Origin of the sequence: Ornithinibacillus bavariensis, assembly GCF_018333235.1 — a bacterium.
GTDB lineage: Bacteria > Bacillota > Bacilli > Bacillales > Amphibacillaceae > Ornithinibacillus > Ornithinibacillus bavariensis.
In genome coordinates, this window is sequence record NZ_BORP01000008.1 from 92,725 (window position 1) to 108,461 (window position 15,737).

Genomic DNA, 15,737 nt, shown 5'->3' on the forward strand with positions numbered 1-15,737 from the left:
TTCAGATATTTCGCAATAAAAAATGCGAAGGAAAAATTATATTTTCATACACTTTCCTCGATCCCTATCCACTTAGCCTTACTAGTATCGTATACAAAAGCTTAAAATAGCCATTTTATTAAGAAGAGTAGCATCTACAAAAATGAAATCCCAAAACGTAATCATTCTTATTTACAAATCGTAACGGTTACGATATTATACAATATGTTCACTATTATTCCGATATTTTGTGAGGTCAATATGAAACCATTATCATCATATATTTCAATCATTATGATTATCATCCTTCTTTTTGGTTGCTCTAGTTCCTCTCAAGTTGACATACCAAAAGAGAAACTCTCTATTTATACATCGATTTACCCTATTCAATTTTTGGTTGAAAGGATTGGTGGGGATACTGTTGTTACTAAAACTATCTTCCCACCTGGCGTTGAAGCTCACTCATATGAGCCAACTGCAAAGGACATGGTATCCATTGCAAAGAGTGATGCATTTATTTATATGGGTGGTGGTATGGAAGGTTTTTCGGAGACAATTGCTTCCGCACTGGAATCCGAACAGGTTGAACTTATACCACTAAGTGCGAATGAAGAACTATTCGAGCATTCCCATACAACAGAAATACATGGGGCACGGGAAGAAGAGCACAACCATCATGATCACAATCCACATATATGGCTAGATCCGATACGAATGATACGTATGGGACAATCGGTAAAGGATGTACTAATAGAACTAAATCCAGATAAAAGAACAATCTATGAAAAGAATTTTAACAACTTGTCAATTGAACTTAAATTACTGGACAAGAAATTCAAGGAAACACTGCAAAATAAAACAAATAGAGAAATTCTAGTTTCCCATGCTGCCTATAATTATTGGGAGGATCGGTATGGAATTATCCAAATTCCTATAAATGGCATTACATCAAGTGAAGAACCCTCACAAAAAGACCTGGTAACCATTATTAAAGAAGCGGATAAAAGTAATTTGCATTATGTACTATTTGAACAAAACACAATTAATTCCGTATCAGCGATTATTCAAAAGGAAATTAGAGCCAAGGCGTTCGTTCTTCATAATTTAGAGGTGCTGACAGAAAATGATATCGAGCATGGCGAGGATTATTTTTCCTTGATGTATCGAAATCTAAACGTATTGGATAAAGTTACAAAATGAAAAGGAGTTACAATGCATGAATGACAAATCTATCATTTCTTTACAAGACATATCCTATTCCTATGAAAAAAAAGTCGTTCTAGATCATATTAATTTCACTATTGATAAAGGATCATTTATCGGGCTGATTGGTCCTAATGGTGGTGGTAAAACGACCCTAATAAAATTAATATTAGGAATTCTAAAGCCTGCTAGTGGATCCATTTCCTTATTTAATCAACCTATTGAGCAATTTAAGGACTGGAGAAAAATAGGCTTTGTCTCTCAGAAATCGAATTCCTTTAATAAGGGATTTCCTGCAACCGTATTTGAAGTAGTTTCTACTGGGTTGACGAGTAAAATAGGGTATTTTAAATTTTTCACGCAAAAACATAAAGCTAGTATAAAGAAAGCAATCGAGCTGGTTGGAATGGATGAATATGTATATGAGAACATTGGCAATCTATCTGGCGGTCAACAACAACGTGTCTTTATAGCTCGTTCACTCGTTAGCCAGCCTGAATTACTAATCTTAGATGAACCAACTGTCGGTGTTGATACAGAAAATGTGAAACGCTTCTATGAATTATTGCATGATTTAAACCGTAATCAAGGGATTACATTATTATTGGTTACGCATGATACTGGAACAGTGACTAAATTTGCAACTGATGTGGCATGTCTAAACAAAACCCTTCATTTCCACGGAAAACCGGGAGATTATGAGAAATTATCATCAGAGGAATTATCTAGAGCATATGGTCATTCTGTAAATTTAGTATCACATGACCATTAAAACGGGGGAAAACAAATGATTGCTGATTTAATACAATTTGACTTTTTACGAAACACTTTTTTAACGGGTATACTAATCGGAATTATCGCACCTTTACTAGGAACATTTATCGTAGTGAGGCGTCTGTCCTTAATTGCAGATGGACTATCGCATGTAACTTTGGCAGGTATTGCATTTGGATTGTTTTTAGAAAAAAAATTTACATTTATATTACTACCTCCATTATATAGTGGCTTAGCATTTTCGGTTTTAGGCTCTATTTTCATTGAGAAGCTTCGCAGTGTGTACAAATCCTATCAAGAAATTGCAATTCCCATCATTCTATCTGGTGGGGTTGGCCTTAGTGTCATTTTTATTGCACTTGCAGATGGATTTAATACGGAATTGATGAATTTTCTCTTCGGTTCAGCTTCTGCTGTTAGTCAAGGCGATTTCATTACAATTCTAGCAATATCTATATTGGTTGTACTTATTATTTATTTATTTTATAAAGAGCTATTTACACTCTCATTTGATGAAGAATATGCTAGTGTATCGGGAATACATTCAAAACAGATTCATTTACTATTTATTATATTAACAGCACTTGTCATTGCTGCCTCCATTCAAATAGTTGGTGTGCTATTAGTTTCTGCATTGATGACACTACCAGTTGCAGCAAGTATGCGAATTGCAAAAGGCTTTAAACAAATGATGTTTCTTTCTATTGCATTTGGTGAGCTAGCTGTTATGATAGGATTAACGTCAGGTTATTACTTAAATATTCCTCCTGGGGGGACAATTGTAGTTGTAGCGATTCTTATACTGCTTATCACAATCGGCATGAAGAAATTACGTATTCGAAAAGCGTAAGGCGCCGGGGTGTACATGGCTGTTGCTATTTAACCAAAACTAGTACTTTCTTACTCTGAAATAAAGGTGGGGAACTAATCATGAATACAACGGACGCAATTGAACTCTTAAAACAAAAAGGCTATAAAACAACAGGTAAAAGAAAAGATATATTATCTTATTTCGAGGAAGCAGATGGCTACCGAACTGCTAAGGATCTCATTCAACATCTTGAAGAAACCTATGAGGGAATAAGCTTTGATACCATTTATCGTAATCTCCATTTATACAATGAAATGGGGATCTTAGAAACTACTGAATTAAATGGGGAGAAGCATTTTCGCATGAACTGTACCCATCATCATCATCACCATTTCATTTGTAAGGACTGTGGAAGAACAAAAGAAATTGATGTTTGCCCAATGGAAGAAGTTAAAAAGTCCCTTAAAGATTACGATATTGAGGACCATAAATTTGAAATTTATGGCTTATGTCCAGAATGTCAAAGGGTTTAAATCATAGTAAGCTGTACCTTTCTGTCGGAATAGGAGGAATGATTGGTGCTACATTGCGTTATAGCGTATCCCTCCTATTCGCAAATAATATACTATTTCCTTATGATACCTTATTCGTCAATCTTATTGGGTGCTTTATTTTAAGCTATTTACTTCATCAAGACCTTGTAAGAAGGAATTTTAAACCAGAGATCTTTACAGGTAGTACGACTGGTATTATAGGCTCCTTTACTACTTTTTCAACTTTTTCCGTTGAGGTAGTATCGTTATTCCATAGTAGTATTTCGTTCGCAATATTTTATATTATAATAAGTATCGTTGGCGGAATTTTTCTATGCTATATTGGCTATTTATGTGCTACTAAAAGGCAGGAATCTAAATGAGTTTTTTATATGTTGCTGTTGGAGGGTTTTTTGGAAGTATTCTCCGTTTTTATATTTCAACCAAATTAGACAAACGATTAATTGGGACTTGGATTGCTAATATTACAGGCGCATTGCTTCTTGCTTTCATTGTATATGCCCATGAAACCAGAATCTTGTCTGAGGCATTTTGGCTATTTTTAGGGGTAGGGTTTTGTGGGGCCTATACGACTTTTTCGACATTCGGTAATGAAGTACTTCAACTTTTATTACAGAAACAATTCGTACAGGCCGCTTGGTATATTCTAATTTCCATACTTGTCTCTATTAGTATCGTTTCGTTGATACTATGGAGCTTAAGATATCAATTTTAATCCAACTGCAGCGACGATAACCATACCAATAAAAATTATGCGCCAAATGTCTTTGGACTCATGATATATTATCATGCCAATTAGTACACTACCTACCGTACCTATAGCCGTCCAAATGGCATAAGCAGTTCCCATCGAAATGGTTTGCATAGCAATTGATAAAAAGAGAAAGCTCATTGTAAAACCACCAACTAGCAGCAGGAAATTTCCAATCGTTTTTTTCTGATTAACTCTATTAATTCCAGTCACACCAAGTATTTCTCCAACTCCTGCAATAATTAAACATATCCATTCCATTTAAAACTGATCTCCTTTCTGCTTCGGCTCTTTTGTTACGGCTTTTAAGCCGATAACACCTGTTAATAATACTAAAATTAGTACTATTTTTATTGGATTAAAAGGTTCATGAAACACTACCATTTCCAAAAGTACTGTCAGTGCCGCACCTGAACCTGTAAATACAGCGTAGGATGTACCTACTGGTAGCTTACTGGAAGCAACAATAAGTAAATGCATACTTACATAAATAGCAACAATCGTAAGCACCCATGTCCACCAACTATTAGCATGTTTTAGTCCAGTAACCCAGCCTACCTCAAAAACGACACCTATCCATATTAAATTCCAATATTTATTCATCATGCCACCTCATTTTTCTTTTCATTTATTTAATCAGATTTTCCTTCATTCATAGCTCCTACTAAAATGGTAAAAGCCCGGGAAAGATATCAAAATAGATGATATCCTCCCGGGCTTTTCTCCCTCCGTGTACACTTTCGTGCGTTTTCTCTCGGACCAGACCATTATTATGCGGAACCCTAGAAAACCTTTTATGCAATTACTTATAGTATATCACATGAACAGTTACTTTTCATTTAAACTTCTTCTAATACTGAAAGTCTATTCTCTAATCTCTTCAAAGTAAGCTTTATTTCTTCTTGTTCTTTTATAGTAATCTCTTGACCACCATATCTAACCTTTTGATATATATCGATATTTTCCTCAAAACCAAGTCGCTGAAACCAATCTTCTAATGACTCATAGGATAAGCGTCCCATTTTAAGCTTTGCTGCTCTTTTTTCAAATTGATACATTAGTTTTCGTACAGGATGATCTATTTTGACCTTCTTTTTTCTAAAAAGCACTTGTTTTCTTCTTCCAGGCAAATCTAGCTTTTCTTCCGTTTTATTAAAATTTGAAGGAGAGGTTATATTTCTTTCTCTTACTTTTGCTTTCATCGCTCTGTATATTGCTAATATGAACATAATAATGAGCGCACAAATTATAATCACCATGAAAAAATCAAGATTACCAGCACTCGACGCTTCCTCAGGCAACTCAAAAGGTTCATCCTGATTTACCAACTCAACACCCTGCATTTCATTTGCTGAATGATTGTTAACAAAATTATTGATAGGAAGAAAGTCAAATATATTCACGATTCCCGTTAAAATAAAAGAAAGGCTGTCACCAACTAAATTCCATAACCCATTTGCCATCAATGTTAAGGAGTCTCTTAACCAATAAATAACAACAGTAAAAACGGTAAACGTGACAATCCATTTCAGCCACATGGTACGATTAAAGGACTTTCTTTCCTCACGATCAATTTCTACCAAATTACTGATTGTATATCCGAGCATATTTACAATAATTTGGACCAATGGAAGAATAACTAGCTGAATATCCCTTACAATTAATATTCCTAATAATGTAAGAAATATAGACATGCTTAGATAGGCTGTCTCTGAGTTATAATATAATCTAGCTCGGATTACAATATACCGCCAAGCTATGATTCCGGCAAATGCTATACTCAAAAAAAGCGGATAGCCTAATAAAATAAAAACATAAGTGATAATCGGAATGAGTGCTACATACGGTGTATAACTCTTAAAAAATTTGGCGCAAATTGAGAAGACGAAAGCAATTCCTACTATAATTAAGAAGTATCTCCACCATGAGATCTCTCGAAAATAATAGAAACTAATCGGAAGTGCTAGCAAGTAAAAGATGATACCTTCACTTATTAGGTAATAAGCATGTGTTATTAGCATATTTTTCGGGTGCATTTCACATCATCTCCTTGTGGACCTTAACGATTAGTTGTGAGCTTACTTTCCATTTTCCTCAACTGCTCTCTCAATTGATTACGTTCATTCTCGCTCACTACTATTTCTCCATACCGTACTCTTTGATAGACACTGATATTAGCTTCAATGCCTATACGTTTAAACCAGTCCTCTAATGTCTCATTATACTTTCTTCCTTTATTTAGTTTCTTTGCCTTCCGTTCAAACTGGAAGACCATTTTACGGATTGGATGTTCTGGAGCTTTAAAAACCCGCTTAATAAATGATGTCTTATCTTGACTCATATAAGTTGTCTTCAAACTATCAATGGTACTAATTACAGGGACATCTCGGGTTTCTATCTTTGATAGTTTAAGTTTTATTCTTTTCCTCATTGTCAGCAAAAGAACAATTACCAAGACAAACAGACTAATAAAAAGCACTGCAAATATTAATAAGCCAGACATTTGATCAACTACATTGTGCTCCTCAAGTGGCTTAACAAATTCATAATCCTCTTCACTAAGCTTCCTATCCGCCCAACTACGTTTTTCAACTGTGATAAAGCTCATAAAATTAGAGATTGATAGAAATAAACCACCTGTTGCATCTATTAAGATGCCCCAAATTTGAGCAGTGATTGAGCGTAATACACCAAACAAGAGATAGAATGTTCCTGCACCTGTAGCAAGAATACCAGTAAAATATATTAGTAGTTTAGAACTAATTTCCTTCTTTTCTACTTTTGAAACGTACACATAATGGCTTAAAATGTAGCCAGCACATAGAATAACAAACAGTAAAAAGGGGTAGATCATGATATGGCTTTCATGAACTAAGCTACTTACAAGTACTGTTAGAATAGCTGTAATTAGGACATAAATCGCTTCCCTTTTTATAAATTCTTGGTTTCTAATGTTTATATAACGCCATACCAATAATAGTGATAAGGAGATAGACATGATTATAGGATAATTTAGTAAATGAAATAAGACAAAAAGACCTGGCACTACCATGAAATAAAGAAATAATGTAGGTTTATATTTTGTAATGATAGTAAATAGGATACAAGCTCCAATAACGACTGCTAAATAGCTCCAATAAGGTACAAAGAAAAAGCGATGATAAAAAAAAGGGATAGCTATTAAAAAAATAATAATAGCTTCACTAAGAAAATGATAGGCATATGCAATCAAAGGATGATTATGTTGCATTCTTAATTGTCCCCCTCTTCATCGGCCGTACAAAGGCACCATTATCCCCTTCCATGATATGATAGACACTATTTTGTACCTGTTTCCACGAATGGATCATTTCCAAAGCTCCATCTGGTATATCCCCAATGAAAATAATCGTCTTTGGCTGGATTAATTGCTTTCCGATTTGGTATAGCATTTTATTAAATGGTAAGATGGGTGATTGCTTATGTACCCTTGCCAGCATTTCAAGAGCATGCATATAATGGTTTTTTCCTTCACCTTCATGAAGATGAAGGTATTTCTCCTTCCCAGGTTTTCGAGCATTAATAAAAATCTCAAATGGGATACGCATTTTAGTCGCATACTCACTTAAATAAGCCGTATAAGATAATAGATTTTCCAGATTTTGATTAAAGCTCACCATATTTTTATTGTTTTGTGTGCCTAAGTTAATAATAAAAATAAATGAGCGATCTACTACTTTCTCATAGATATTCGTTTGAAGCTTTTGTGTTTTTACACTTGCCTTCCAGTTAATCTTATGAAAAGGATCACTGTAGCTATAGTCTCTAGTACCTAAAGGACTTTGCGCATCTTCAAATGGCGAGTAATTTAACCTACTTTCCCCAGGCATCATATGAAATACCGCATGAATCCCATGAACGGGTAACAATTTCGGATAAACTATGAATTCCGTACGATGAAAGTTAGTGTATCGTAAGCGAACCATATTAAAATTAAGTAAGTGCGGAAAATAAAAAGAAATATTTCTTATTCTAGCCACTCCACGTTGTTCTGCAACCACCGGAAATTCAACTAAGGTCTTCTTCTTTTGGATAACAGATAATGGAAGCTTGATTTCCTTCCAATAATCCTTTTCACTTTTTACAATCGTATATGCCTTCATTGCTGCACCAAGATTAAAACTAAACTCACCATTAATATGTGCAAATATCGATCGATTTTGGATTTCGAAGCGAAATGTTGTTTCTTCACCAGGAAATAGTTTAATTGTATTCCGTTCATTCTTTAAATGAAGACTTTTCTCTAAGCTCTTGTCATAGATTTTGTAGGCAATTAGATATGCAGCAAAGATACCAACAGCAATAAATACAATTGCTGACTTAAAAATGACACCAATGATAAAAAATACGACTAAAGCTAAAAGAATATAATCAAAACTCCTTGAATCATCCGTGCCAACTTCCTTCCGCCAACTCATTAGTTTACTGCTCCTTCTTCTACAGGTACAGAAACCGCTTCGAGAATTTCACTTACGATTTGATTTGCTGTCTTTTTAATAGCACCCTCCATTGTTAGTATCAAACGATGACCAAACACATACGGAGTTAATTTCTTAATATCATTTGGTGTTACATATTCTCTACCATCTAAAAATGCCTTAGCCTGAGAAGCACGCATTAGTGCAAGCATTCCTCGTGGACTTATTCCAAGTTCTACTTCTTCATGATCTCTAGAAGCATGAACTAAATCTAATAAATAATCATAAACAACTTCAGAAATGGTAACATCCTTAATTTGCTGTTGGATAGAGCGAATTTCTTCTAAGGATAATACTGGTTGAATATCCTTGTATGGATCTCTTGTACGATAAGTGGTTAAAATTTGTCTTTCTTCCTCTTTTGATGGATATCCAATATCTACTTTAAATAGAAAACGATCTAACTGTGCCTCTGGTAGTGGAAATGTTCCGTAGTTACTTTCAACTGGATTTTGAGTAGCTATCACAACAAATGGTGCTTCTACCTTTATTGTTTCACCGTCAATCGTTGACTGGTATTCCTCCATTACCTCCAGTAAACTTGATTGCGTCTTTGGTGTTGCCCGATTAATTTCATCAGCCAATAAAACATTCGAAACAACTGGGCCAACACGAAGTTCGAATTCCTGTGTTTTTGGATTAAAGAAACGAATTCCTGTAACATCACTAGGCAAAACGTCAGGAGTGAATTGAACGCGACTAAACTTTCCATCCATCACCTTGGCAAAGCTCTTAGCCAATTTTGTTTTTCCTGTACCTGGAACACTTTCTAGTAATACATGTCCACCAGCAAATAACGCAATAAACATTAAGTCTACAACATCTTCTTTTCCATAAATTACACGATTTAATGAATCCTTTGCTAAGTTTATGTTTTCCATCTATATCCCCCTAATTTTAATAAAAGTGTGATAATTGGGTTAATTATAACATGTCTTAATGTTTTTTACGATGATCAGTTTAAATAGGTTTCAAGTAATTTTTTGATTTATTTTCTTTAAATGCAAAAAAGAAGATAGTCACTTACATGACTATCTTCTAACACATTACAATCTAATAATTCTTATTTTCTTGATTTGGTAGCCATCATTTTCTTCTACGATAAATTGGAAACCATCCTGTTCAACAGCTGTTCCCTTTTTAGCTTCTACATTGTGATTTATTATCCAACCAGCAATTGTATCCACTTCTTCTTCATCTAGATTAATGCCAAGGTATTCATTTAGTTCATATAGTAATAATTTTCCATCAACTAAAATAGTTCCGTCTTCCATTTCCTCAATCATTGGTGTCTCATGAGCATCAAATTCGTCTCGTATCTCTCCAACAATCTCTTCGAGGATATCTTCAACGGTAATTAACCCTGCTGTTCCACCATATTCATCCACCACAATAGCCATATGAATACGGTCCTTTTGCATTCGAAGTAGTACTTGTTTAATTGGTGTTGATTCTGACACATGTAGAATTGGTCTAATATGAGATTCAATGGATTCCTTTTCGCTTGTTATGTGACCAGTAAATAATTCCTTAATATTAACTAGACCAATAATATGATCTTTATCACCATCAGCAACAGGATACCTAGTATACTGTCCTTCACGAATTACATTAATATTTGTTTCATAACTATCTTCTTTAAAAAAGCAAACCATTTCTGTACGTGGAACCATAATCTCTCGAGCTACTCTCTCGTCGAATTCAAAAATATTATTCACATACATCATTTCTGCTTTATTAATTTCGCCATTTTTATAGCTCTCAGATAGAATTAGTCGAAGCTCTTCCTCTGAATGTGCATTGTCATTTTCTTGTACTACCTTAATGCCAAAAATGCGGACAATAAATTTCGCTATACCATTCAAAAGAAATGATATTGGATACAAAATAACACGAAGAAATAACAATGGCTTTGCCAGATTTAATGCCATTACTTCTGCTTTCTGAGTAGCTATATATTTCGGCACCAATTCACCAATAACTACTCGTAATACTAGAATAATGAAAAAGGCAATTAGAAATGATAATACACTAGTAGTAGCATTCGTCCATTCCAATTTTGTAAAAACTGTCTGGAAGGCCGTCTCAATAGAGCTCTTCCCTAACCAACCAAGCCCCAATGCTGTTACTGTAATACCTATTTGACATGCATTTATAAACGTATCAAGATTGTCATCAATCTTTCTCAAACTAACCGCTTTCGTATTACCTTCTTCAATTAATTGGTCAATTCGACTAGAACGGACCTTAACAATAGCGAATTCGGTTGCTACAAAGAATGCGGTTAAGAGAATCAATGCAGCAACCCAAAGTAAGTTAACTATATCCAATTAGGAAGAGGATGCTCCTATAGATCTTCTCTCAATAAAGAGCGACTGGATCTACCTCTAGTGGAGCAACCTCACTTCACCTCCTGATTTTTTAGAAACTAAATTATTTAATATTCCGTCCATATTGTAGATGATTCACTCCATAGGAAAACAGAACCATCTATTTTAATACTTATTACATTTTTGATTGCCTTCCCATCAGAATCACCTACCTCCCTATTATGATTATATTCTATCTCATAAAATCAGTCTACAAAATTTTTTGAATCATAAATATCAAAGAAGATGAGTCATAAATGCTTACATCCCTACTAAAAATCCATTTCTAAATAACATTAGAAAAGACAGCTATTCTTACGAAATAGCTGTCTTTATTTTCAAATGTGATTATTTTACAACACGTCTAACGTGTCCACTGAAATGATTTTTCCAATAACCAGAAGTCATATCTGCAACGGCTAAGCCAGTTGAGTTCTGAGCACCGATGAATTTACCATTTCCAACATAAATTCCAACATGTCCATTCGTTTTGTACGTATTGAAAAATACTAAATCACCAGGTCTTATATCACTATAAGAAACTTTTGTTCCTGAATATTGCATTGCTGCTGTACTAGATGGTAAGGAAATTCCAGCCTGTCTATATGCCCAAGATACAAAACCAGAACAATCAAACCCACCTGGTCCTTTTCCTGCCCATACATATGGAGTCCCTAAATGAGGGTATCCAGCATTGATTGCAATTTGAGCAGCGTTACTGCCAGCTTTTGTTACACTTGCTCCACTACTTAACTGAGTAAGTGAATTGGATTCTGATGACTTCGAGCTACTAGAACTAGTGGAAGCTACAGGATTAGAAACTACACGATTTGCTGCTATTTGACGGTTAACTTCGCTTTCAATAGAAGCTAATGAGCTTTCTTCAATCTTTAAATCAGAGATTTTAGCCTGTAAGGTGTCTTGTTTTTGTTTTAATTCTTTTTTCTTAGCATCATTTTCTTCTTTTTGTACAAGAATAGTTTCTTGCATGCCTTTTAATTCAGTTTGTAATTCGGATAGTTCATCAAGCTTTGCAGTTACCGTTTGTTTATCTTCTTCAAGCTGATTTACTAAATCAGCATCAGATGAAGTAATTTTATTGACAGCAGTTACTCGACTAATGAAATCAGTAAAGCTATTAGAACCAAAGATTACATCAAGGAAACCAATATTCCCGCCACTTTTTTGGTAATTCATCATTCTATTACTTAAAATATCATATCGCTTATTTATCTCATCTTGAAGATCAGCGATCTCTTTCTTTTTTGTATCGATATCTTTGTTTGTATCATCTATCATTTTTTGATTCGCTTTTAAAGCCTGTTCAACTTGTTTAATTTCTTCGTTTAATTCTTTTAAATCCATTAAAACATCTGCTATTTGTCCTTCTGCTTCTGATAGTTTTGCTTTAATAGATGAACGTTCATTTTGAATCTGTGCTTGCTTATTTTGTAAATTATTAATTGTTTCTGCATGTGCTGTACCGATAGCAAAATGGCTTGAAATACCTACTACTGCTACTGTAGCTATTGTTACGAAAGACTTCTTCACGTTTCTTTTCCCCGCTTTCCAGACTTTCTACGAATCTACTAATTTATTTTATTTTCTATGTAACTTTATTAAATCTATTAATCAATTAAGTAAAAGTATAGCATCCATAGGTTTCACAATTATTATTGTTGTGTTACAAAAGTATTTCAATATATAGTACCAACTACTAATATTTACTACAACTTTAGCCCTAGAATAATAGGGAGAACATAAAAAAGGACAGCCCCTTCTAGTAGAACTGTCCCTATTTCTAGTTGTTTAAACACTACCGAGGTACCACCAATTATACCTCAACAAAAGTCCTGTACAGACCACACAAAAATAGACCATGTACCTTTAATAAGCTTACATGGTCCTTTCCATTAAAAGAAAATTATATAAATAATAATCACTAATACAATGCGATAAATTGCGAACGGTACTAGTTTTATACGATCAATCAGCTCTAAGAAGAATTTAATGGAAATTAGTGCAAAGATAAATGCACTTATAAATCCAGCAATAAAGAATGGTAATGCATCGATAGAAAAATATTCCCAGTTTTTAATAAGAGATAGGAGACTAGCACCTGCCATGATCGGCACAGCCATGATAAATGTAAAATCAGCTGCTGCCCGGTGGCTCATTCCCATTAATACTCCCCCTGAAATAGTTGCACCAGAACGGGAGAAGCCTGGCCATAAGGAGAAACATTGGATAAGACCTACACTCAATGCCTGGCGATAAGTAATTTGATCAACCGTTTTAGCGGCTGGATCCTTCTGGGCATAGCGGTCAGCCACAATCATAAGGACCGCTCCAAGAAGTAAACCTATTAGTACAGTCTCTGTAGAAAACAAATGCTCGTCAATGAAATCCTCAAATAGAAATCCAAAAACACCTGCTGGAATAAGTCCCACAATTACTTGTGATAGCTTTAGTCTTTGTTGTGGTGAATCTACATGTTTTTTCCCTATCCGATTAAGTCCCAGCAAATCAACAAATCGCTTCCAAAATACTACTACTACAGCTAGAATCGATCCAAGCTGAATTACAACTTTAAATGTATTTGCGGTATATTTCCCTAGAAACTCCTGTGATTTTAACCACATATCATCTACAATAATCATATGTCCAGTTGAGGATACAGGCGCAAACTCTGTTAATCCCTCAACCAATCCTAATATAACTGCTTTTATAATTTCAAAAATATCCATTTGTCTTCCCCAATCTATTTACGAATTCTTTTTCTAATAAACAATATTCCTAGAATAATGATTACTATTCCAATCAGAAAATAGGTGATCGATGAATACATATCCATAAACGAAAGTATATGTTCCCAATTTTCCCCTAATGCCACGCCAACCATAATGAGAATTACATTCCAAATTAATGTACCTATTAATGTAAACAATAGGAAAAGTGTAAAATTCATATTGGCCATTCCAGCAGGGATAGAAATCAAACTACGTACTAGTGGGATCATTCTACAAAATAAAACCGTCCAATACCCGTAATTGTCAAACCAGTGATCAGCCTTTCGAATATCTTCTTTTTTAATTCGGATAATATGTCCCCACCGATCAACAATTCTTTCTAATCGTTCTACATCAATTAGTAGACCAATTCCATATAGGATGATAGCGCCAAGCACCGAACCACTTGTTGAAGTAATAATTACTCCCATTGCAGTTAAATCTGATTTTGTTGTTAAAAAACCTCCGAAAGGTAACACAATTTCTGAAGGTATCGGTGGAAATACATTTTCTACTAGCATCATGAAAAATATCCCCGTATAACCATACTGTTCCATTATATTCGTTATCCACTCTTGCATAGTTGCCCTCCAACGGAAACCAGTTAAGTTCATGGCTCCAACATTTTGTCCATATAAATATAATCGACAATTGATCAAAATATGCACATTTAACTATATATGAAAAAAGAAGAACTCGTCCACTACTAAATAAAAAAAATTCACCAGTCGTTAATCAAACTGGTGGTACAGACTACTTTTATTCTTCAATTCTGCATAAAGGACTATCATCTGGCAAATTCTTAAGATTTTAATTGAGCCATCTGCTTCCCAATAATCTTTAAATCACCCAAAATAGAATCGAGTAAATCAGGATCAACAAGAAATTTCAAACCATAAAAATATTCCTTAAATCGTTGTTTCTTCCATACTAATCGACCTTGAATCGTATAGTTCTGATTATTTAATAAGAAATGAACGGTTACCTTAATTTCTTGGTGACTATCAACAGGAAGGGGTATAGATGTAACTATTTTCATCCCTTTCAAGCTCAGGTCTAGCATTTTAGCCTTACGATCAGATAATGTCATTCTTTTTCCATTAATTTCATCAACCTGAAAAATAATCGGTAAAGGCTCACCAAACTCAAAACGAAAGGCTTCATCACGTTTGAACCGCATCAATAATCCCTCATTTCTTATCATTTAACCCTATATTAATAGGAATCCTCCAATAGAGCAATAATGATCGACAGCACTCCTACCTTTGCATGTAGTGAAGACGAATAGGTTAGTAAACTAAATTTCTAGCTCACACCTATTTTTTAGTTATCATCTATGTTAATCCTTATTTTTCTTAGCCTTTTCTACTTTGTCCCTACCAGAATCTAAATTATCAACAAGTTTCTCTGCAAGTCGTCGGTAGAAATTACTCATATTGACGAGAGAGGCAATAAGTAACAGCTGTTCTAAATAATCCTCATCTTTATCTTGTAAATGTCCAATTTCTTCCGTCACTTCCTGTGAACATTCTCCAACATCCTCATAAAATCTGTCCACATTTCGCTCGGACAGCTTTAAATAACTTTTATATATTGTCTCAACCGGAAAACTTTCTTCCATGATTTTTTGATTTAATGTATCTAAGGTTATTTTAATATCGTTGATTGAGAGCGCACCTTTTAGCTGATAGATTAAACCAATCAGCATAATATGCTCTTTCGAATACTTCTTATTTTCAATAGGAAAAAATAATTTACCTTTTGCATAATTATTTATCATTGTTTTGGTTAATACTTTGTCATCCTCATTTCGCTTTGTTTTCTCTAGCTTACTCTCAAAAATTTGAATGACTTGATCCATATATAAATCAATATTAGGTAATTCATCAATTAATAATTGATTATCTAGGTGCAAGTTCTCCACTATAGTCTTAATATCTTTCATGGTTTACCTCGTTTATTTTTTATCCTTATTATAATTAAGACAACC

At 34.3% G+C, this 15,737-nt stretch carries 18 protein-coding genes and 1 riboswitch; of the genes, 6 read left to right on the top strand and 12 right to left on the bottom strand.

Annotation, left to right across the window (positions count from 1 at the left end; genetic code table 11):
• Positions 1 to 240 precede the first annotated feature (240 nt).
• The 6 genes from KI338_RS16525 (at position 241) to crcB (ending at position 4,036) form a co-directional block, all read left to right on the top strand.
• Complete coding sequence (locus tag KI338_RS16525; protein ID WP_212922129.1) at positions 241 to 1,179, top strand: metal ABC transporter solute-binding protein, Zn/Mn family; 939 nt, start codon at positions 241 to 243, stop codon at positions 1,177 to 1,179.
• Positions 1,180 to 1,195: 16 nt separating this feature from the next.
• Positions 1,196 to 1,954 (top strand): metal ABC transporter ATP-binding protein, encoded by a 759-nt coding sequence (locus tag KI338_RS16530; protein WP_212922130.1) that lies wholly within the window; start codon positions 1,196 to 1,198, stop codon positions 1,952 to 1,954.
• A 15-nt stretch (positions 1,955 to 1,969) separates the two neighbouring features.
• Positions 1,970 to 2,806 carry a metal ABC transporter permease gene (locus KI338_RS16535; protein ID WP_212922131.1) on the top strand — a complete coding sequence of 279 codons (837 nt, stop codon included), beginning with the start codon at positions 1,970 to 1,972 and terminating at the stop codon, positions 2,804 to 2,806.
• 80 nt (positions 2,807 to 2,886) lie between these two features.
• Positions 2,887 to 3,300 (top strand): Fur family transcriptional regulator, encoded by a 414-nt coding sequence (locus KI338_RS16540; RefSeq protein WP_212922132.1) that lies wholly within the window; start codon positions 2,887 to 2,889, stop codon positions 3,298 to 3,300.
• Positions 3,285 to 3,683 carry a fluoride efflux transporter FluC gene (locus tag KI338_RS16545; RefSeq protein ID WP_212922133.1) on the top strand — a complete coding sequence of 133 codons (399 nt, stop codon included), beginning with the start codon at positions 3,285 to 3,287 and terminating at the stop codon, positions 3,681 to 3,683. The genes KI338_RS16540 and KI338_RS16545 overlap by 16 nt, the downstream gene beginning before the upstream one ends.
• A complete protein-coding gene (gene crcB / locus KI338_RS16550) occupies positions 3,680 to 4,036 on the top strand; it encodes a fluoride efflux transporter CrcB (RefSeq protein WP_212922134.1) in 357 nt (118 codons plus the stop codon). Before KI338_RS16545 ends, crcB begins: the two co-directional genes overlap by 4 nt.
• On the opposite strand, the gene KI338_RS16555 is transcribed toward crcB, so the two are convergent.
• The 12 genes from KI338_RS16555 to KI338_RS16610 form a co-directional block, all read right to left on the bottom strand.
• Entirely contained in the window at positions 4,019 to 4,333 is a 315-nt protein-coding gene (locus KI338_RS16555) for a DMT family transporter (protein ID WP_212922135.1), read from the bottom strand. The two genes, crcB and KI338_RS16555, sit on opposite strands and share 18 nt — an antisense overlap.
• Complete coding sequence (locus tag KI338_RS16560) at positions 4,334 to 4,675, bottom strand: DMT family transporter (RefSeq protein ID WP_212922192.1); 342 nt, start codon at positions 4,673 to 4,675, stop codon at positions 4,334 to 4,336.
• A gap of 104 nt (positions 4,676 to 4,779) precedes the next feature.
• Positions 4,780 to 4,869: riboswitch (guanidine-I (ykkC/yxkD leader) on the bottom strand.
• Positions 4,870 to 4,911: 42 nt separating this feature from the next.
• Positions 4,912 to 6,108, bottom strand: a complete 1,197-nt coding sequence (locus tag KI338_RS16565; RefSeq protein WP_212922136.1) for a hypothetical protein — start codon at positions 6,106 to 6,108, stop codon at positions 4,912 to 4,914.
• Positions 6,109 to 6,131: 23 nt separating this feature from the next.
• Positions 6,132 to 7,322 (bottom strand): hypothetical protein, encoded by a 1,191-nt coding sequence (locus tag KI338_RS16570; protein ID WP_212922137.1) that lies wholly within the window; start codon positions 7,320 to 7,322, stop codon positions 6,132 to 6,134.
• The gene (locus KI338_RS16575) at positions 7,312 to 8,529 is read right to left on the bottom strand and encodes a DUF58 domain-containing protein (RefSeq protein WP_212922138.1); all 1,218 of its coding nucleotides are present in this window, start codon (positions 8,527 to 8,529) and stop codon (positions 7,312 to 7,314) included. Before KI338_RS16575 ends, KI338_RS16570 begins: the two co-directional genes overlap by 11 nt.
• On the bottom strand, positions 8,529 to 9,470 hold the full coding sequence (locus tag KI338_RS16580; protein WP_212922139.1) for an AAA family ATPase: 942 nt from the start codon (positions 9,468 to 9,470) through the stop codon (positions 8,529 to 8,531). Before KI338_RS16580 ends, KI338_RS16575 begins: the two co-directional genes overlap by 1 nt.
• Positions 9,471 to 9,635: 165 nt before the next feature.
• The gene (locus tag KI338_RS16585) at positions 9,636 to 10,919 is read right to left on the bottom strand and encodes a hemolysin family protein (protein WP_212922140.1); all 1,284 of its coding nucleotides are present in this window, start codon (positions 10,917 to 10,919) and stop codon (positions 9,636 to 9,638) included.
• A gap of 387 nt (positions 10,920 to 11,306) precedes the next feature.
• On the bottom strand, positions 11,307 to 12,509 hold the full coding sequence (locus KI338_RS16590) for a C40 family peptidase (protein ID WP_212922141.1): 1,203 nt from the start codon (positions 12,507 to 12,509) through the stop codon (positions 11,307 to 11,309).
• 362 nt (positions 12,510 to 12,871) lie between these two features.
• Entirely contained in the window at positions 12,872 to 13,705 is an 834-nt protein-coding gene (locus KI338_RS16595; protein WP_212922142.1) for an undecaprenyl-diphosphate phosphatase, read from the bottom strand.
• 14 nt (positions 13,706 to 13,719) lie between these two features.
• On the bottom strand, positions 13,720 to 14,328 hold the full coding sequence (locus KI338_RS16600) for a DedA family protein (protein WP_212922143.1): 609 nt from the start codon (positions 14,326 to 14,328) through the stop codon (positions 13,720 to 13,722).
• A 221-nt stretch (positions 14,329 to 14,549) separates the two neighbouring features.
• Positions 14,550 to 14,927 (bottom strand): PilZ domain-containing protein, encoded by a 378-nt coding sequence (locus tag KI338_RS16605; RefSeq protein ID WP_212922144.1) that lies wholly within the window; start codon positions 14,925 to 14,927, stop codon positions 14,550 to 14,552.
• Between the two features lie 159 nt (positions 14,928 to 15,086).
• Entirely contained in the window at positions 15,087 to 15,692 is a 606-nt protein-coding gene (locus KI338_RS16610; protein ID WP_212922145.1) for a DUF1836 domain-containing protein, read from the bottom strand.
• Positions 15,693 to 15,737: the final 45 nt, after the last annotated feature.